The 18,026-nt window shown below is 71.9% G+C and carries 16 protein-coding genes; 5 read left to right on the forward strand and 11 right to left on the reverse strand.

Features of this window, described 5'->3' with window-relative positions; genetic code table 11:
* The first annotated feature begins 8 nt into the window (after positions 1–8).
* Together OG844_RS06660 and OG844_RS06665 are read left to right on the forward strand one after the other, a co-directional pair.
* A complete protein-coding gene (locus OG844_RS06660) occupies positions 9–1,307 on the forward strand; it encodes a sensor histidine kinase (protein ID WP_406396022.1) in 1,299 nt (432 codons plus the stop codon).
* Positions 1,304–1,972 (forward strand): response regulator, encoded by a 669-nt coding sequence (locus tag OG844_RS06665; RefSeq protein ID WP_406388757.1) that lies wholly within the window; start codon positions 1,304–1,306, stop codon positions 1,970–1,972. The genes OG844_RS06660 and OG844_RS06665 overlap by 4 nt, the downstream gene beginning before the upstream one ends.
* 54 nt (positions 1,973–2,026) lie before the next feature.
* Here the strand turns inward: OG844_RS06665 and OG844_RS06670 are convergent, their stop codons facing one another.
* From OG844_RS06670 to OG844_RS06685, 4 genes are all read right to left on the reverse strand, one after another.
* Positions 2,027–3,178, reverse strand: a complete 1,152-nt coding sequence (locus tag OG844_RS06670) for a serine hydrolase domain-containing protein (protein ID WP_406388759.1) — start codon at positions 3,176–3,178, stop codon at positions 2,027–2,029.
* Between the two features lie 94 nt (positions 3,179–3,272).
* On the reverse strand, positions 3,273–3,848 hold the full coding sequence (locus OG844_RS06675) for a histidine phosphatase family protein (RefSeq protein ID WP_406388760.1): 576 nt from the start codon (positions 3,846–3,848) through the stop codon (positions 3,273–3,275).
* A gap of 70 nt (positions 3,849–3,918) precedes the next feature.
* Positions 3,919–4,401, reverse strand: a complete 483-nt coding sequence (locus OG844_RS06680) for a GNAT family N-acetyltransferase (protein ID WP_406388762.1) — start codon at positions 4,399–4,401, stop codon at positions 3,919–3,921.
* On the reverse strand, positions 4,398–5,867 hold the full coding sequence (locus tag OG844_RS06685; protein ID WP_406388764.1) for a PLP-dependent aminotransferase family protein: 1,470 nt from the start codon (positions 5,865–5,867) through the stop codon (positions 4,398–4,400). Before OG844_RS06685 ends, OG844_RS06680 begins: the two co-directional genes overlap by 4 nt.
* Between OG844_RS06685 and OG844_RS06690 the strand changes: the two genes are divergently transcribed.
* Together OG844_RS06690 and OG844_RS06695 are read left to right on the forward strand one after the other, a co-directional pair.
* A complete protein-coding gene (locus tag OG844_RS06690) occupies positions 5,866–6,840 on the forward strand; it encodes a DMT family transporter (protein WP_406388766.1) in 975 nt (324 codons plus the stop codon). The two genes, OG844_RS06685 and OG844_RS06690, sit on opposite strands and share 2 nt — an antisense overlap.
* Positions 6,841–6,882: 42 nt before the next feature.
* Positions 6,883–7,086 (forward strand): DUF1918 domain-containing protein, encoded by a 204-nt coding sequence (locus OG844_RS06695; protein ID WP_351170625.1) that lies wholly within the window; start codon positions 6,883–6,885, stop codon positions 7,084–7,086.
* Positions 7,087–7,158: 72 nt separating this feature from the next.
* Here the strand turns inward: OG844_RS06695 and OG844_RS06700 are convergent, their stop codons facing one another.
* Positions 7,159–8,403 carry a glycoside hydrolase family 10 protein gene (locus OG844_RS06700; RefSeq protein ID WP_406388768.1) on the reverse strand — a complete coding sequence of 415 codons (1,245 nt, stop codon included), beginning with the start codon at positions 8,401–8,403 and terminating at the stop codon, positions 7,159–7,161.
* A 221-nt stretch (positions 8,404–8,624) separates the two neighbouring features.
* On the opposite strand from OG844_RS06700, the gene OG844_RS06705 reads away from it, so the two are divergent.
* The gene (locus tag OG844_RS06705) at positions 8,625–9,485 is read left to right on the forward strand and encodes a 3-hydroxybutyryl-CoA dehydrogenase (RefSeq protein WP_351172834.1); all 861 of its coding nucleotides are present in this window, start codon (positions 8,625–8,627) and stop codon (positions 9,483–9,485) included.
* A gap of 97 nt (positions 9,486–9,582) precedes the next feature.
* Here the strand turns inward: OG844_RS06705 and OG844_RS06710 are convergent, their stop codons facing one another.
* The 6 genes from OG844_RS06710 to OG844_RS06735 form a co-directional block, all read right to left on the reverse strand.
* Positions 9,583–10,113, reverse strand: a complete 531-nt coding sequence (locus OG844_RS06710) for an NUDIX hydrolase (protein ID WP_351172831.1) — start codon at positions 10,111–10,113, stop codon at positions 9,583–9,585.
* A gap of 87 nt (positions 10,114–10,200) precedes the next feature.
* Positions 10,201–11,541 carry a transcriptional regulator gene (locus OG844_RS06715; RefSeq protein ID WP_406388770.1) on the reverse strand — a complete coding sequence of 447 codons (1,341 nt, stop codon included), beginning with the start codon at positions 11,539–11,541 and terminating at the stop codon, positions 10,201–10,203.
* 457 nt (positions 11,542–11,998) lie between these two features.
* Positions 11,999–14,512 (reverse strand): phenylalanine--tRNA ligase subunit beta, encoded by a 2,514-nt coding sequence (gene pheT / locus OG844_RS06720; RefSeq protein WP_406388772.1) that lies wholly within the window; start codon positions 14,510–14,512, stop codon positions 11,999–12,001.
* Positions 14,512–15,639 carry a phenylalanine--tRNA ligase subunit alpha gene (gene pheS / locus OG844_RS06725; protein WP_351172822.1) on the reverse strand — a complete coding sequence of 376 codons (1,128 nt, stop codon included), beginning with the start codon at positions 15,637–15,639 and terminating at the stop codon, positions 14,512–14,514. Before pheS ends, pheT begins: the two co-directional genes overlap by 1 nt.
* Before the next feature lie 201 nt (positions 15,640–15,840).
* Positions 15,841–16,995, reverse strand: a complete 1,155-nt coding sequence (locus OG844_RS06730) for an ATP-binding protein (RefSeq protein WP_406388774.1) — start codon at positions 16,993–16,995, stop codon at positions 15,841–15,843.
* Positions 16,996–17,140: 145 nt separating this feature from the next.
* Positions 17,141–17,980, reverse strand: coding sequence for a TrmH family RNA methyltransferase (locus tag OG844_RS06735; RefSeq protein WP_406388776.1), 840 nt, complete (start codon positions 17,978–17,980; stop codon positions 17,141–17,143).
* Positions 17,981–18,026 lie beyond the last annotated feature (46 nt).

Below are 18,026 nucleotides of genomic sequence, written 5' to 3' on the forward strand. Positions count from 1 at the left end.
TGGAGAACATGACGGGGTGGGCGGGGGCCGGGGCGGCCGGGCGACGGCTGGCGGCCGCTCTGCGGAGGCTGCCGCGCACGCTGCGCGAGGATCTGTGGACCTCGCCCGTCGATCCGGTACCGCCACCGGGCCGGCCGGGCGCACCGATATGGCGGCCGGTGTTCGGAATGCTGCTGGCGATCGTCGCGTCGGCGATCACGCTGTTCCATGTGTACGACCTGATACCGGACGGCTCCGGCATCCCCCTGTACGCGGTTCTCCTCGCCGTGCTCCAGTCGGTGGCGCTGATCACCGGTATGTCCCGGCCGCTGTACGCCTGGTGGGCGTCGCTCGGGCTCATGGTCGTCAGCGTGCGGCTCGCCGAGCCGGTGCTGAGGCCAGACGCGCTGTTCCCGTGGACCACGCCCGAAATCGCCCTGCAGAGCGGGGCGTTGTTTCTGTTGGCACTCCGGGTCCAGCCACGCCGCGCGGTCACCGCGCTGGTGGTCAGTCTCCTGACGGGGCTTGCCGCCAGCTCGTTCGCCACGCAGGCCCACAACTACGCCCTCGACCGCGCCGCCCTCGTCGCCGTCGCGGCCGTCGTGGTCGGCAGCGCGCTGCGGGCCCTGCGGGTGGCCCGCACCCAGTTGGTGGAGCAGTCGGAGCTGACGGAGGAGGAACGGGCCCGGCGCACGCTCCTGGAGGAGCGCAACCGGATCGCACGCGAGCTGCACGACGTGGTCGCCCACCACATGTCCGTGATCTCCATCCAGGCCCAGGTAGCCCCGCACCTGGTGGAGAACCCGTCGGACGAGCTCAAGGAGAACCTCGCGGGCATCCGGGAGAACGCCGTCGAGGCACTCGCCGAACTGCGCCGCGTGCTCGGCGTACTGCGCTCGGAGGACGCCCTCGCGGACGGCGTACGGCACGCCCCGCAGCCCACCCTCGACATGCTTCCCGAACTGGTCGGGAAGGTACGGGGGGCCGGCATCACCGTCACCACGGAAACGGCCGGCACCCGGCGGCCGTTGCCGCCCGGCGTCGAGCTGTCGGCGTTCCGCATCGTGCAGGAGGCGCTCAGCAACGTGATGCGGCACGCCCCGGGGGCACGCGCCCGGGTGGAGGTCGGCTACCACAGGGCGGCCGTCACGGTCCGGGTCACCAACTCCGCCCCGGACACCCCGCCCGCACGGTCCGCAGGCGTCGGCCACGGGCTGCTCGGAATGAACGAACGGACCGCCATGCTGGGCGGCGAACTCACCCACGGCCCCACCCCCGGCGGGGGTTACGAAGTAGTGGCGACACTTCCCCTGGAGGAACCCGCATGACCATCCGCGTGCTGATCGCCGACGACCAGATGATGGTGCGTCAGGGCTTCACGGTGCTGCTGAACGCCGAGCCCGGCATCGAGGTCGTCGGCCAGGCGGTGGATGGTCTCGACGCGGTGGAGAAGGTCGCCGCACTGGCTCCCGACGTCGTCCTGATGGACATACGGATGCCGCGTCTCGGCGGGATCGACGCCACCCGCCGCATCACCGAAGCGCCGGGCGCCACCGTCAAGGTCCTCGTCCTGACCACCTTCGACCTCGACGAGTACGTGTACGAGGCGCTGCGCGCGGGCGCCTCCGGTTTCCTGCTGAAGGACGCGTCGGCGGCCGAACTCGCGCGGGCGGTACGGGTGGTGGCGGCCGGCGACGCGCTGCTCGCCCCGAACATCACCAAGCGTCTGATCGCCGAGTTCTCCCGGGTGAGCACCGCGCCGCGCGCCCCGAGCAGGGACCGCGTCGGTGATCTCACGGAACGCGAGACCGAGGTCCTGTTCCTCGTCGCGCAAGGGCTGTCCAACGCGGAGATCGCCGGGCGGCTGGTCGTGGCGGAGCAGACCGTGAAGACCCATGTGAGCCGGATCCTGGTGAAACTGGGCCTGCGCGACCGGACGCAGGCCGCGGTGTTCGCGTACGAGTCGGGGCTGGTGCGCCCGGCCGGCTACTGACCGGACGCCGCCCGCGGCCGGGAGCGGGGCACGTCGTCCGCCCCGTCCGCCCGGTCAGAGGGACGCGTACACCGCGTCGATCAGCGCCATCTTGCGTGGGTCGTCGGCGATGTTCGCGCCCATGCGGTTCATGACGTAGCCGAGCGAGATGCCGGCCTCCGGGTCGGCGAATCCGCAGGAACCGCCCGCCCCGTCGTGCCCGACGGCACGCGGGTTGGGACCGTAGGAGGCGTTCTCGCCGCTCAGCCAGAGGCCGAGGCCCAGCTCGGTGTCGTGGGCGAAGCCCGCGCCGAGGACCAGGTCCCGGCAGCTGCCCTGCCCCTCACGGACCCTTTCCGCGGCCTTCTCGGAGAGGATCCGACGGCCGTCGACGCTGCCCCGTCCGGCGAGGATGCCGTAGAGCGCGGCGACCGCGCGGGCCGTTCCGTGGCCGTTCGCGGCGGGGATCTCGGCGGCCCGCCACTCGGGGGTGTTGGCGGCGGCCGTGCCCGTACCGGGGTTGAGCAGTGAGGCGATGGCCACCGGCTCCATCCGGGCGAAGAGCGCGGCCTGTTCACGCGAGACGGTCTTCGGCTGGACGAGCTCGGCGACCCGGTGGGCGTCCTCCTCCGGGAAACCGATGGTGAAGTCGATGTCCAGCGGGCCCGTGATCTCCTGCCGCAGGAACTCCCCGGGCAGCAGGCCGGTGATCCGGCGGACGACCTCGCCGATGAGGAATCCGTACGAGATGGCGTGATATCCGGAGCGGGTGCCCGGCTCCCACCACGGTTCGGTCGCGGCGAGGCGGGCCGTCGTCAGCTCCCAGTCGTACAGCTCGGCCAGGGTGTGCGGATCCCGCAGGCCCGCGACGCCCGACCGGTGCGAGAGCAGATGGCGTACGGGCACGGACTCCTTGCCGGCGGCGGCGAATTCGGGCCAGTACGTGGCTACGGGAGCGTCCAGGTCGAGGAGGCCGCGGTCGACGAGGATGTGGGCGCAGAGCGCGGTCGGGCCCTTCGTCGTGGACCACACGTTGACCACGGTGTCCCGCTCCCACGGACGGGTCCGGTCCTTGTCCGCCCAGCCACCCCAGAGGTCTACCGCCGGGGAACCGTCGACGAGGACGGTGACGGCCGCGCCCAGTTCGTCACGCTGCTCGAAATTCGCCGCGAACGCGTCGCGCACCGCCGCGAACCGGTCGTCGCAGTGGCCATGGAAGTGCGGCACGGATCACTCCTCGTCTCGGGAGCCCTCACCGTACCGACTGGTCGGACTGGCGGGAAGAAGCCGAACTCCGGGTTCCTCCGATCGAGGGGAGCCGTCAGCGCCGAAGCGCTTCGAGGCTCAGGCTCCAGCGGCCGGGCATCCCGGTGAGCGTGAGGGTGGAGAGCGGGCGGACGTCGACGTTCCAGTACGTCGACGGCGGAGCTTTGAGCGCGTAGACGAGGGCGGCCCGGACGACGGCGGGTTCGGCGACGGCGACGATGAAACCGTCGCACGCCGGACGGGTGTCGAGCCAGCCGCCTATCCGGGAGATGAAGGCGAGCAGCGGTTCGCCGCCGTGCGGGGCGGATCGCGGGTCGGCGAGCCAGGCGTCGACGGACGCGGGCTCCCGGGCGGCCACGTCCGCGAGGGTCAGGCCGCGCCAGCGGCCCATGTCGCAGTCGCGGAGCGCGGGCTGGGCCATGGGCGCGAAGCCGAGGGCGTCGCCGGTGGCGCGGCTGCGCGGTGTGGGCGAGCAGTAGCGCAGCTCGGCCGCGCCGAGCGACACCAGGGCGTGTGCGGCGAGCTGCACCTCGTGCCAGCCCGTGTGGTCGAGCGGCCGGTCGTCGTCGAAACGCTCGGCGAGCAGGGCGGAGCTGCGCGCTGCTGCGACCAGGGAGACACGAACACTCATGGGCGCGATCGTGGAGCCGAACGCCGCGCCGGTCAAGAGGGCGGCGTCCGGCGGACACAAGCGCTTCCGGTCAGCCCACCTGGAGGCACATCCACTTTCCCGGTGCTTCGAGCGGCATGAAGCCGACCTTCGCGTAGACCCCGTGCGCGTCGTCCGTGGCGAGGAGGAACCTGCGCACGCCCGTCGGCGCCAGCCGGTCCCGGATCTCGGTGACGAGCCGGGTGCCGATTCCGTTGCCGCGGGCCGCCCGGTCGACGTACACGTCGCAGATCCAGGCGAACGAGGCGTGGTCGGTCACCACCCGGGCGAGGGCGACCTGTTCGCCCGAGGCGACGTCGTACGCGCCGAAGTTGAGGGATCCGGCCAGCGCACGGTCCTGCTGCTCACGACTGCGGCCCAGGGCCCAGTAGGCGTCCGTGGAGAGCCATTGGTGAATGCGGGCGGGGTCCAGCCGGGAGGGGTCGCTGGAGATCTCGTACCGCTGCCCGCAGGCACCTGCGGAGGAGGCGTCGGCAGAGGAGGCGGTGGCTGCTGAGGCGTCTGTGTCGGTCATGCGCGCAGGCTATCCGTCGGGCCCTGGCGGTCGAACAGCTCGTCGCACGCTGTGCGCAGTCTCCGTACGCCCTCGGCGATCTCCACGGGGCCGGCGACCGCGGCGAAGCTCAGCCGGATGTGACCGGCCGGGGGCTCGGCGCAGTGGTACGGGCGGCCGGGGGCGACGGCGACGCCGGCCCGCAGGGCGGCGGAGACCAGGGCGGGCTCCTCGGCCCCCGGCCCGGGGAGCCTGAGCCAGAGGCTGCCTCCGCCCGACGGCACGTGGGGCAGCGCGAGTTCGGGCAGCCGGCTCCGGACCGCGGCGGTGATCGCGGTGCGGCGGCTGCCGAGCTCGGCGGCCACCGCACGCAGATGACGCCCCCAGGCCGGTGAGCCGACGAGTTCGAGTGCGGCCTCCTGGAGCGGGCGGGGCACGAAGAAGCTGTCGACGACCTGGATGGCCCGCAGGCGCTCCAGGACAGGACCGCGGGCCGCCAGCGCGCCGACGCGCAGGCTCGGCGAGGTGACCTTGGTGAGGGAGCGGACGTGGACGACGACACCGTCCCGGTCGTGTGCGACCAGAGGTTCGGGCAGCGGGCCGGAGTCCGCGTGGGCGAGGCGGCGGGCGAAGTCGTCCTCGACGACGAAGGCGCCCGCCTCCCGGGCGGTCCGTACGATCTGCGCACGCCGGTCCGGTCCGAGTACCGCGCCGGTCGGGTTCTGGAAGAGCGGCTGGCAGACGAAGAGCCGCGCCCCGGTGGCGCGGAAAGCGGCGGCGAGCAGGTCGGGGCGTACGCCGTCGGTGTCCACCGGCACGGGCACCGGCCTCAGCCCGGTGGCACGGGCGGCGGCCAGCATGCCGGGATAGGTGGGGGATTCGACGAGAACGGGGGCCCCGGGCGGCGCGAGGGCCCGCAGTGCGGTGGCCAGCGCGCTCTGGCCGCCCGCGGTGATCAGGACGTCGGCGCCGGTGAGCGTGCCGCCGATCTCGCGGGCGAACCAGGCGCGGAGCTCGCTCAGGCCGTCGGTGGGCGGTCTCCCCCACGCTCCGGGGCGGCGGCCGGCCCGGGCCAGCGCGTCGGACATGGCTCGCTCGGGCTGGAGCGAGGTGTGGAGGTAACCGCCGTTGAACTCGATGACTCCGGGCCGCGGCGCGGCGAGCGTGACCAGCACTCCGGAGGCGTCGACGGTGCGCGGTACGACCTCCGGTCCGCTGTCGCCGCTGAGCGAGACCTCCTGCCAGGACGTGTCACCCGGTGCGGGAACGTCGGTGCGGTCCTCGGCCCGGAAGGCTCCCGAGCCGGGCCGGGTGACGACCAGGCCTTCGGCGGCGAGCTGCGCGACGGCCCGGGAGACGGTCACGGGACTCACCCGGAAGCGCTCGACGAGAGCTCGGCTCGATGGGAGCTTTCCACCGGGTGAGTAGCGGTTGAGTTCCTCGCGCAGGGAACTCACCAGCTCGGCCACACTGCTACGCTCATGCATGACAGCACAGGATAGCGCTATTGCGCCCACCACGATAGCGGTCGGCCGGCACACGGGCCGTGGCGGCGTCCTGCTCGCCGGACTCGGCGTCCTCGCCTTCTCACTGACCTTTCCGTCCACCGCGTGGGGGCTGGAGAGCTTCGGCCCCTGGTCCCTGGTCGCGCTGCGCAGCGTGCTCGCCGCGCTGATCGTCGGCAGCTTCCTGCTCGCGGGCCGCGTCCCGTTGCCGGACCGCCGCCACTGGGGCGGCCTCGCGGTCGTCGCGGGCGGGGTCGTGGTCGGGTTCCCCCTGCTGACGACGCTCGCCCTGCAGACCTCCACGACTTCGCACGCGGCCGTGGTGGTGGGGCTGCTGCCACTGACGACCGCGCTCTTCGCGTCGCTGCGCACCGGCTCCCGGCCGCCCCGCGCCTTCTGGATCGCCGCGCTCACCGGCGCCGCCGTGGTGATCGCCTTCACGGTCCAGCAGAGCGGCGGGGTCCTCTCCCGCGGCGATCTGTACCTGTTCGGCGCACTGCTGGTCTGCGCGGCCGGATACACGGAGGGCGGCAGGCTCGCCGGCGTCATGCCGGGCTGGCAGGTCGTCGGCTGGGCTCTGCTCCTCTGCCTGCCGCTCGCCATCGTGGGCGCGGCCGTGGCGCTGCCCTTCGAGCCGGTGCGAATCACCGCGCACGGGGTGATCGGTCTGGTCTGGGTCGCGGCGGGGTCGACCTTCCTCGGCCTGTACGTCTGGTACCGCGGCATGGCGGAGATCGGGGTCGCGCGGGCGAGCCAGCTCCAGCTGGCGCAGCCGTTGCTCACCCTGGTCTGGTCGTTCTTCGCCCTCGGCGAGGAGGTGCCCGCAGCCGCTCCGGTGGCGGCGGTGGCCGTGCTGGTGTGCATCGCCGTCACCCAGCGCGCGGGCAGGCCCGCAGGACGCCCTGGAGCCCGCGGGACGGCCCGTACGAGAGGCGGCGCCCGCGTCCGGTCATAGACTTGTCGACATGGATCGCCACCCGTGAGGAGGTCACTCCCGATGGAGGCACATGCGGGCGACCGGCTGCTGATGCACGGCAGGACCGTGGGACAGCACGACCGTGTCGCAGACATCATCGAAGTGCTCGGCGACGGGGGCAGTCCCCCGTTCCGCCTGCGCTTCAAGGACGGGCATGAGTCGATCATGTCCCCCGGCCCCGACAGCGTCGTCCAGCACACCGCCCCCGAGGACCGGGACCGGTAACCGGGCCGCGCGCGTGCAGCCGGGGACCGTGCGGGTCCCCGGCACACGCGTCCCCGGCACACGCGTCCCCGGTCAGCGCGGCGTGCGGGTCCGCACCTGGTAGTGGTCGGCGACCACACGGGCCATGGCCCCGATCCTGTCGGCCTTCAGGTGCCGCGCGGAGAAGAAGACGTGGCCGCCCACCTCCGGGTGCGTGGCGGCGAGGTCGAGGTGGCGGGAGAGTTCCGCCGGGTCCTGCCAGGCGGCGGGCTGGGCGGGATCACCGGCCTTGTGGAGCGCCTCTCCCGCATAGAGACCGACTCCCGTGCCCCGGACCGTCTCGGCCCACCAGGGCAGCAGCTTCGCGTAGTCGGCGGCGGCGAAGCCGATGTTCCAGTAGATCTGCGGGCAGATGTAGTCGATCCAGCCCTCCTTCACCCACTTGCGGGTGTCGGCGTGCAGGTCGTCGTACGTCTGCACACCGGCCCTGGTGTCCGAGCCCAGTGGATCGGTCGCGGCGTTGCGCCACACCCCGAAGGGGCTGATCCCGAAGCGGACGGCCGGCTTGAGCTCCTTGATCCGTTCGGCCGTCCCGCTGACGAGCCGGTCGGTGTTGTCCCGGCGCCAGGCGGCCTTGTCCGGGAAGTCCGCGCCGTACTCCTCGTACGCCGCGTCGTCGGCGAAGGCCTGGCCCGCCACCGGGTAGGGGTAGAAGTAGTCGTCCCAGTGGACCCCGTCGATGTCGTAGCGGCTGACCGCGTCGAGCATCGCGTCCTGAACGAACGTCCTCACCTCGGGGAGCCCCGGGTTGTAGTAGAGCTTCCCGCCGTAGGGCAGTACCCAGTCCGGATGAAGTCTGGCCGGGTGGGTGGCGACGAGCCGTGAAGGGTCCGTGTGGTTCGCGACCCGGTACGGGTTGAACCATGCGTGCAGCTCCAGACCGCGGGCGTGCGCCTCGCGCACCGCGGTCCCCAGCGGGTCCCAGCCCGGGTCCCGGCCCTGCACCCCGGTCAGGCACCGCGCCCACGGCTCGTACGGCGAGGGCCACAGGGCGTCCGCGGTCGGCCGCACCTGGAGGAACACCGCGTTCAGCCGCAGCTCGACCGCCCGGTCCAGATGGGCGGCCAGCTCCGCCTGCTGGGCCGCGGCGGTCAGGCCGGGGGCAGAGGGCCAGTCCAGATTGGCCACCGTCGCGATCCACACACCCCGCAGTTCACCCGGGGCCGCCCCGCGGCGCCTCCGTGCGGAGCCCGGCCGGGGCCCGGCGACCGCGTCGCCCGCCGTCATCAGGGCGGCCACCATCCCGGCCGCGCCCATCGCGAAGGATCTCCGGCCCATATGCCGCATTGATCACACCTTTCACTCGTCTGTCCCCTGTACCGCTCCGGTCTCACTCCGGATCATGGCCGGTGACGCAGATCATGCCCGCCCCAAGACCTCCCGACCCGCAGGTCACCTCGGCCGGATCGCGGAGTAACGTCGTGGGGTCGAGGCGGGCACCGGAATCAGACGGGAACTGCCGCACGAAGATCAGCGAAAGGCACGAGGTGACGGACTCTATGGCCGACATTGCACGCGTCGGAGTGGTGGGCTGTGGCCAGATGGGCGCAGGCATCGCGGAGGTGTGCGCCCGCAGCGGCCTCGATGTCATGGTGGCCGAGACCACCGGCGAGGCCCTGGAGATAGGGCGTACCCGGCTGCACAACTCCCTCTCGAAGGCCGCCGAACGCGGCAAGATCACTGCGGAGGAGCGCGACGAGACACTCGGCCGCCTCAGCTTCACCACCGATCTCGGTGAGTTCGCGGACCGCGATCTCGTCATCGAGGCCGTCGTGGAGAACGAGCAGGTCAAGACCGAGATCTTCCAGGTGCTCGACCAGGTGGTGACCCGGCCGGACGCGATCCTCGCCTCGAACACCTCCTCCATCCCGCTGGTGAAGCTCGCCGTGGCGACGTCCCGGCCGGACCAGGTCATCGGCATCCACTTCTTCAACCCGGCCCCGGTGCAGAAGCTCGTCGAGCTGATCCCCGCTCTGACAACGTCGGACGAGACGATAAAGCGCGCCGAAGCCGTCGTGCAGAACGTGCTCGAGAAGCACGCGATCCGCGCCCAGGACCGTTCCGGTTTCGTCGTCAACGCCCTGCTGATCCCGTATCTGCTCTCGGCGATCCGGATGTTCGAGTCGGGCATCGCCAGCCGCGAGGACATCGACAACGGCATGGAGATGGGCTGCGCCCACCCGATGGGTCCTCTCAAGCTCGCCGACCTGATCGGGCTGGACACCGTGGCCTCGGTCGCCGACTCGATGTACGCCGAGTACAAGGAGCCGCTGTACGCCGCTCCCCCGCTGCTCCAGCGGATGGTGGACGCGGGCCGCCTCGGCCGCAAGACGGGCTCGGGCTTCTACCCGTACGGCTGAATTCCCGCGGCGCCGCGACCACGCGCCAGGCGCCGCACGTGTACGCGAAGGGCCGGCCGGGACATCCCCGGCCGGCCCTTCGCATGTCCGTATGCGCTCAGCCCAGCTGCATGTGATGCAGCATCAGCAGGCCGGCCGCCATGTTGGCCGCCGGGATCTCGCCGCGCGCGATCATGTCGGGCACGAGCTTGAGCGGTATCCACTCACGGCGCGAGGACTCGAAGCCGTCCGCCGGGGGGCCGGTGTACGTCGCCTCCCGCGTCCAGAAGAGGTGGTGCCGGGCGTCGATGAGGCCGTTGGCCGGCTCCACCGTCATCAGTGGGCGCAGTTCGCCCGGGCGCCAGCCGGTCTCCTCCTCCATCTCCCGGGCTGCCCCGGCCGCGATGTCCTCGCCGTCCTCGACGACACCCGCAGCGAGCTCCCAGCCCCAGCTGTCGGTGATGAACCGGTGCCGCCACAGCAGGAGCACCTCGTTCGCCTCGTTCACGACGGTCGCCGCGGCCACCGGCCGCAGCCGGATGAGGAAGTGCTCGAGATGCCGGCCGTCAGGCAGAACGACATCTGCCAGATTGACCCGGAACCAGCGATTCTCATAAACAGTCTGTTCGCCTAAGTTCATCCACTGCACAGTTTTGCCACCTTCCGACTGGTCGATGGCAACATCGGAGCAGGGTCAGCCCCGCAAGGGAACGTACGGCGGCACCTCGGGCGGAGCTCACAGAGGCACGCGCAGCGCCCCGTCGATGAGGCCGGCCGCAGCGTCGGCGTCGGCGGAGCCGCTCGCGGCCAGGTGTTCCCGCACGGAGCGCAGCCGGTCACGCAGTCGCCGCGACTCCATGCCCCGGGCGCGTTCCGCCATTTCCGAGGCGGTGCGGGCCGCCTTGTCCGGCTCGCCCTGGAGCAGTTCGAGATGGGTGAGCATCGCCAGCCTGTGCACGGTGCCGCGGTCGTGCGCCGGGGAGCGTACGGCCGCCGCGGCGTGCTCCCTGGCGCCGGGGAGATCCCCGAGCCTGAGCAGCGCCTCCGCCACCTGGACGTTGACGAGTCCGGGCTGCACGTATCCCGTCTCGTCCGGTTCGTGGCCCGGGTGGATACGGCCGTCCTGGGACTCTGCGCGGCGGATGCACTCCAGGGCGCTCCGGTGGTCGCCGAGCTGCGCGTAGGCCTTGGCCTGCATCGCGTACAGATCGGCTGCCAGGGCCGGGGTGATGTGGGAGCCCGCCGCCCGCAGTGCGGCCTCGGCGAACGCGACGGACCGGCGGTAGTCGGCCAGGAACAGCGACTGGTTGACCAGCAGCGCGATCACGTAGCCGCCGAGCCCCCGGTCCCCGCTGGCCTTGGCGAGTCGCAGTGCCTGGTGGAAGTAGCGCTGCGCGAGCCCATGGGCGTCCGAGTCGTAGGCACAGATCCCCGCGACGGCCACCAGCCCACCCGTCGCACGGTGCAGTTGACGGCCCGTCGCGTCGCTGTACCCGCTGCGCAGGAGCGGCGCGGTCTCGGCGTTGAGGAAGCCCACGACCCGTGCCCTGGTCGCGATGCCACCCGCCTTTCGGTACATCTGTTCGTAGTGGGCGCGGGCCGCACGCAGCATCGCTATGTCGGCCATGCTCACGCGGGACGGCCCGGGGCGGGACACATCGGCGTCCTCGGGCGGGTTCTCCCACTCCCAGACGGGCATCACGGCCGTCGTACCCGTGACGGCGGGAGCCGTCACGAGATTGGGGCGCTGTTGCTCGTCGGAGCGCCACAGGGCGGTCGCGTGCTCGACGAATCCCGGGAGGGTCGAACCGTGCGCGACCGTGTACACCCCTGAGGTACCCATGCCGATGTCGTCGAGCGTGACGGGCCTGTCCAGTCGGCTGCCCAGGACCTCGCAGATCAGGTCCGGCACCTGACCGCGCGGGCGTTGGCCCTTGAGCCAGCGGGAGACCGCAGTGTGTTCGTACTTCAGGCACAGGCCGCGGGCGCGGCCTGCCTGATTGACATGGCCGGCGAGCCCTGCGCGGGACACACCCGCCTCGTCGATCAGGGATTCGAGCAGGACGTTGGGCTCCATTGCCCCCCCATGTGCGCGTCGCAATGACCCTAGTGGAGCACGATTCACACGGGGTGTGAACGGAATGCCCGAACCATCCTGCTGTGCGCTCTGCCGCGCCGGGGCACCGGTCGCTTGAATGAGTGCCTCGCAAGAGGCGGCCGGGTCGTCGGCTCCCCCTCGTAAAGTTCGACGACCCGCACCCGCGCCGTCCGTTCTGCCGACCTGCCCGACACTCCGTGGCAGGGCGGACGGCGCCGGATCGCACGACCTACTGCCCCGATGACAGGAGGGTGGCTGCGGGTCCGGCCGGACCGGGGTTCCCCCGGCGCCGTCCGGGGCCCGCGTGCGGTCCACGCGCCCGGCGAGACAGAAGAAGGGGCGTATCCGATGGCCGGATACGCCCCTCCTCACTGTGCGCGAACTGTGCGCGAACCCTGCGCGAGCCCTCGTCGGCAAGGACCGGTCGCGCCGGGTGCTACGCGCCGCGCAGCACCGCGCCCGTGCGCTCGGCGGCCAGGGCGACCGCGGTGTCGCGGGCCGCGGAGGCCTCGTCGACGGTGAGCGTGCGGTCGGTGGCGCGGAAACGCAGCGCGTACGCCAGGGACTTCTTACCCTCGCCGATCTGGTCGCCGGTGAAGACGTCGAACAGCCGCAGCGACTCGAGGAGTTCGCCGGCGCCTTCGCGCAGCGCCTTCTCGACCGCGTCGGCGGACACGTCCTGCCCGACGACGAGCGCCACGTCCTGGGTCGCCACCGGGAAGGTGGAGATCCGCGGCGCCTGGAGCGCACCGTCGACGGCCTGCTCCAGGACGTCGAGCTCGACCTCCATGGCGCAGGCCCGCTCCGGCAGGTGGAGCTCCTTGATGACGCGCGGGTGCAGTTCGCCCGCGTGCCCGAAGAGGGTCTCCTCGCCGTTCACCGTGACGTACAGTGCGGCGCACCGGCCGGGGTGCCACGGGGCGTGCTGATCGCCGCGGACGGTCAGCTCGACGCCCGCCTCACGGGCGATCGTGCGTGCCGCCTCGACGGAGTCCGCCCAGTCGGCGGGACGGCCCCTGCCCCACCAGCCGGCCTGCTCGCGGGCGCCCGCGAGGACGACGGCGGCGCGGCGCGGCTGGCGCGGGAGCGCCGCGTCGAGACCGGCGATCTCCTCGTCGGTGGGACGGCGGTCGACGGGCAGCCGCACGGCCTTCGTCTCCTCGCCGGACGGCCGGAAGACCAGACCGGTCTCGAAGAGCGCGAGGTCGTGGCTGCCTCGCCCGTCGTTGCGCCGCAGTGCTCCGAGCAGACCCGGCAGCAGCGTCGTGCGCAGCGCGGGCTCCTCGTCGGACAGCGGGTTGACGAGCGTGACCGTGCGGCGGCGGGCGTCGTCCTCGTCCAGGCCGAGCTGGTCGAGGGCGGCGTCGCCGATGAACGGGTAGCTGAGCGCCTCGACGTAACCGGCGCCCGCGAGTGCCCGGCCGATGCGCCGGTGGAGCCGCTGGCGGTCGGTGAGCCCCCGGCCGGACGGCGGCGTCGGCAGCGTGGACGGGAGGTTCTCGTAGCCCTCGAGCCGGATGACCTCTTCGGCCAGGTCGTTCGGCGCGGCGAGGTCGGGGCGCCAGGACGGCACCGTGACGATCAGCTCGTCCTGACCGTAGACGTCGCAGCCGACCTGCTGGAGGCGGCGTACGACGATCTCGCGGCCGTAGGCGACACCGGCCACCCTGTCGGGGTGATCGGCCGGCATGGCGATGGTGCGGGGGGCGGACGGGGCGCTGATCTCGGTGACGCCCGACTCCGCGGTGCCGCCGGCGAGGAGGACCAGCAGGTCGACGGTGCGCTGCGCGGCAGCGGCGGCGGCCTGCGGGTCGACGCCGCGCTCGAAGCGCTTGGACGCCTCCGAGGCCAGCTTGTGGCGGCGCGCGGTCCGTGCGATGGAGATCGCGTCGAAGTGCGCGGCCTCGATGACGACCTCGGTGGTGCCGGCCTCCTCGGCCTGCACGTCGGCGATCTCCGTGTCGGCACCGCCCATGACACCCGCGAGACCGATCGGCCCGCGGTCGTCGGTGATGACCAGGTCCTGGGCGTCCAGGACGCGCACCGTGCCGTCGAGCGTGGTGAGCTTCTCGCCCTGCTGGGCGCGGCGCACCCCGATCGCTCCCTGGATGCGGGTCCGGTCGTAGGCGTGCAGCGGCTGGCCGAGCTCGAGCATCACGTAGTTGGTGATGTCGACCGCGAGCGAGATCGGGCGCATCCCGGCCTTCTGGAGCCTGCGCTGCATCCAGATCGGGGAGCGTGCCTCGGGCTGCAGACCGACCACGGTGCGCGCGGTGAAGCGGGAGCAGCCGATCGGGTCGGCGACCTTCACCGGGTAGCCGTACGCGTTCGGGGCGGGCACGTCCAGCAGCGCCGGGTCGCGCAGCGGCAGACCGTACGCGATCGCGGTCTCGCGGGCGACGCCGCGCATCGACAGGCAGTAGCCCCGGTCGGGGGTGACGGCGATGTCGAGGACCTCGTCGATGAGCTCGAGGAGCTCGATCGCGTCGGTGCCGGCCTCGTGCTCGGGGGGCAGCACGATGATGCCGTGCGTGCCGTCGTCGCCCATGCCGAGTTCGTCGGTCGAGCAGATCATGCCGTGCGAGGTCTTGCCGTAGGTCTTGCGCGCGGCGATCGCGAAGTCACCGGGCAGGACGGCGCCCGGGAGGACCACGACGACCTTGTCGCCGACGGCGAAGTTGCGGGCGCCGCAGACGATCTCCTGCGGTTCGCCGGTGCCGTTGGCGGTGCCGACGTCCACGGTGCAGAAGCGGATGGGCTTCTTGAAGCCCTCCAGCTCCTCGATGGTCAGTACCTGACCGACGACGAGGGGGCCCTTGAGGCCCGCGCCGATCTGTTCGACGGTCTCTACCTCGAGGCCCACCGCGACGAGCTTGGCCTGTACGTCACGGCCGGTCTCGGTCGCCGGCAGGTCGACGTACTCCCGCAGCCAGGAAAGCGGGACGCGCATCAGATCTCCATCCCGAACGGCCGGGTGAACCGGACGTCACCCTCGACCATGTCTCGCATGTCTTCGACGTTGTGGCGGAACATCAGCATCCGCTCGATGCCGAACCCGAAGGCGAATCCGCTGTACTTCTGGGGGTCGACACCGCAGGCGACGAGCACCTTCGGGTTGACCATGCCGCAGCCGCCGAGCTCGATCCAGCCCTCGCTGCCGCAGGTGCGGCAGGGGCGGTCCGGGTTGCCGACGGACTCGCCGCGGCAGACGTAGCAGACCATGTCCATCTCGGCGGACGGCTCGGTGAACGGGAAGAAGTTCGGCCGCAGCCGGGTCTTCATGTCCGGGCCGAAGAGCGCCTGGACCATGTGGTCGAGGGTGCCCTTGAGGTCGGCCATGGTGAGGCCCTCGTCGACGGCGAGCAGCTCGATCTGGTGGAAGACCGGGGTGTGCGTCGCGTCGAGCTCGTCGGTGCGGTAGACCCTGCCGGGGCAGACCACGTAGACAGGGGGCTTGCGACTGAGCAGCGAGCGGGCCTGGACGGGCGAGGTGTGCGTGCGCAGCACGACACCGGACTCGTCGTTCCTGGCACCGTCGGCGCCCTGCACGAAGAACGTGTCCTGCATCTGCCGGGCCGGGTGGTCGGGCACGAAGTTCAGGGCGTCGAAGTTGAACCACTCCGCCTCGACCTCGGGGCCTTCCGCGATCTCGTAGCCCATGGCGACGAAGACGTCGGCGACGCGCTCCATGATGGTCGTGAGGGGGTGGCGCGCACCGGCCGGGGTGCGGTCGTAGGGCAGTGTGACGTCCACGGCCTCCTCGACGAGCACACGGGCGTCACGCTCGGCCTCCAGCTCCGTCTGGCGGGCGGCGAGGGCCTTGGAGACGGCGCCGCGGGCCTGGCCCACGCGCTTGCCGGCCTCGGCCTTGGCCTGCGGCGGCAGGGCGCCGATCTCGCGGTTGGCGAGCGACAGGGGCGAGGTGCCACCGGTGTGCGCGGTCTTCGCCTGGGCGAGCGCGTCGAGGTCGCCGGCAGCGGCGAAGGCGGCGAACGCCTCGTCCCGCATGCGCTCGATCTCTTCCGGTTTCAGTGCCTCGACCTCGACTGGGTCGTACGACTTGTTCGGTGCCGACATCTCTTCCCGTGCTTCCGATTGGCTGATACTGCGCTGAACCGGGGAAACCCCGGACCCTGCGGCCCCTCGCTCGACGACTGAGGACGCAAAGGTGCCAAAAGTCGAGTCTAAGGGCCGGGGAGAGGCGAAGGAGCCCGTGGGCCGCTCAAGCCCACCCGTCGCCCGCCGCCACCCTGTCCGATTCGCTGGCGCGAAACCCCTTCATTTCAGATAGGCCGGGGCGCTCACGGGCAGGATAAATCGGAACTCGGCGCCGCCGCCGGGCCCCCGGTCGACCGTGATCGTGCCGCCGTGCGCCTCGACGATGCCCTTGACGATGTAGAGGCCCAGGCCGGTCCCGCCGCGCTTGCTCCCCCGCCAGAAGCGGGTGAAGACGCGGCCCATCGACTCCTCGGGGATGCCGGGACCTTCGTCGCTCACGGTGACTGCCGTTCCGATCTCGTCGCTCTTGCCCGGTGCGGGTGCAGGGGCGATCTCAATAGTGATGGTTCCCTCGCCGTGGCGCACCGCGTTTTCCAGGAGGTTGCCCAGGACCTGGTCGACCTTGTCGGGGTCGGCCCAGAGGTCGGGCAGGGGCTGCCGTGTGCGTACGAGGAAGCGGTCCGGTGCCTGGCCGTTCGCCGTGAGGGCCTGGACGTGGCGTTCGACGGCGGCGGAGATGTCCACGGGCTGGCGGCGCAGCTCCAGGCGCCCGGAGTCGATGCGGGAGATGTCGAGCAGCTCCGCGATGAGCCGGTTGACGCGGTTGGCGTCGGCGTCGACGGTCTCCAGCATGAGCCGCTTCTGGTCGTCGGTGAAACGCTCCCACTTGGCCAGCAGGGTCGCGGTGAACCCCTTGACCGAGGTCAGCGGGGAGCGCAGTTCGTGGGCGACGGTGGCGATCAGCTCGGCGTGGCTGCGTTCGGTGCGGCGGCGCGCCTCGGTTCCGCGGAGCGAGACGACCAGCCGGCGGACCGGGCCGGTCGGGGCTTCACGTACGTACCGCGCTGATACCAGGACCTCACGGCCGCCGGGGAGCAGCAGGTTCCGCTCGGGCTGTCCGACCCTGATGGCGAGCCCCCCGTACGGGTCGGTCAGGGCCCACCAGCGGCGGCCCTTGAGGTCTTCGAGGGGCAGCGCGAGCTCGAGGGGGCGGCCCAGGGCCGCAGCCCGCGGTGTGGCGGTGATCCGCGTCGCGGCCGAGTTGAAGCAGATGATCCGGCCGCTCTCGTCGGCGACGACGAGACCGTCGGGCAGGTCGTCCGGGTCGATGCCCGTTGCCGCGTCCCCGATGATGCCGATGGTGTCGTCCCCGTCGGTGATGGCGCGCACGGCGGCCGTGTGTGTCTGACGCGGCCTGCTCATGCCGACAGCCATATTCCCGTACCCCACCTCTCGAACCGGTGCAGTGGGCCCCCGAGTTCGTCACCCTACTAGGCGCCGGACGGCGAGCGACACCCCGAGGCTGCGCACCGCCGGGTGTGGCTTGGATCGATCGGTGGAGCTCCGGTAACGGGCCGGCTCAGCCGGTGTGCCGCGGGCGCTGGGCCCGTGCGGAGGCGTAGAGGCACACGGCGGCGGCAGTGGCAAGATTGAGGCTCTCCGCCCGGCCGTGGATCGGGACCCGGACGACGGCGTCGGCCAGCGCCCTGGTCTCCTCCGGCAGGCCCCAGGCCTCGTTACCGAACACCCAGGCGGTGGGACCGCCCATGGTGCCCGCGTCGAGCTCGTCGTCGAGGTCGTCCGCGCCCGCGCCGTCGGCCGCCAGGATGCGCACACCGGCGTCCCGCAGCCCTTGCACGGCCTGTTCGACGGGCACGCCGACGGCGACCGGCAGATGGAAGAGCGAACCGACCGAGGCACGGACCGACTTGGGGTTGTACAGGTCCACGGACGCGTCGGTGAGCACGACGGCGTCGGCGCCCGCGGCATCGGCGCAGCGCAGCACGGTTCCGGCGTTCCCGGGGTCCCGTACGTGGGCGAGTACGGCGACCAGTGTGGGCTTCGCCGCGAGGATCTCCTCGAAGGGCGAGTCCAGGAAGCGGCAGACACCGATCAGCCCCTGCGGGGTGACGGTCTGCGAGACGTCGGCCAGCACGTCGCTGTCCGCGAGATGCACGCGGGCGCCCGCCGCGTGGGCGGCGTCGACGATGTCGGCGTACCGGTCGGCGGCCTCGACGGTGGCGAAGAGCTCGGTCAGCGTGGGCTCGCCGTCGCTGCCCCGGTGCGCCGCTGCCTCCCGCACGGCCTGCGGCCCCTCTGCGATGAACCTGCGCTCCTTGCCGCGGAAGTTGCGCCTGGCCAGCCGTCGTGCGGCGGCGACGCGCGGCGACCGCGCGGAGATCAGTTCGGGGGTGCCCATGGTCGGCGGCGAGCCTCTCTGCGTATCTCTGCTTCTCTGCGTACGT

The organism is Streptomyces sp. NBC_00887, assembly GCF_045207585.1.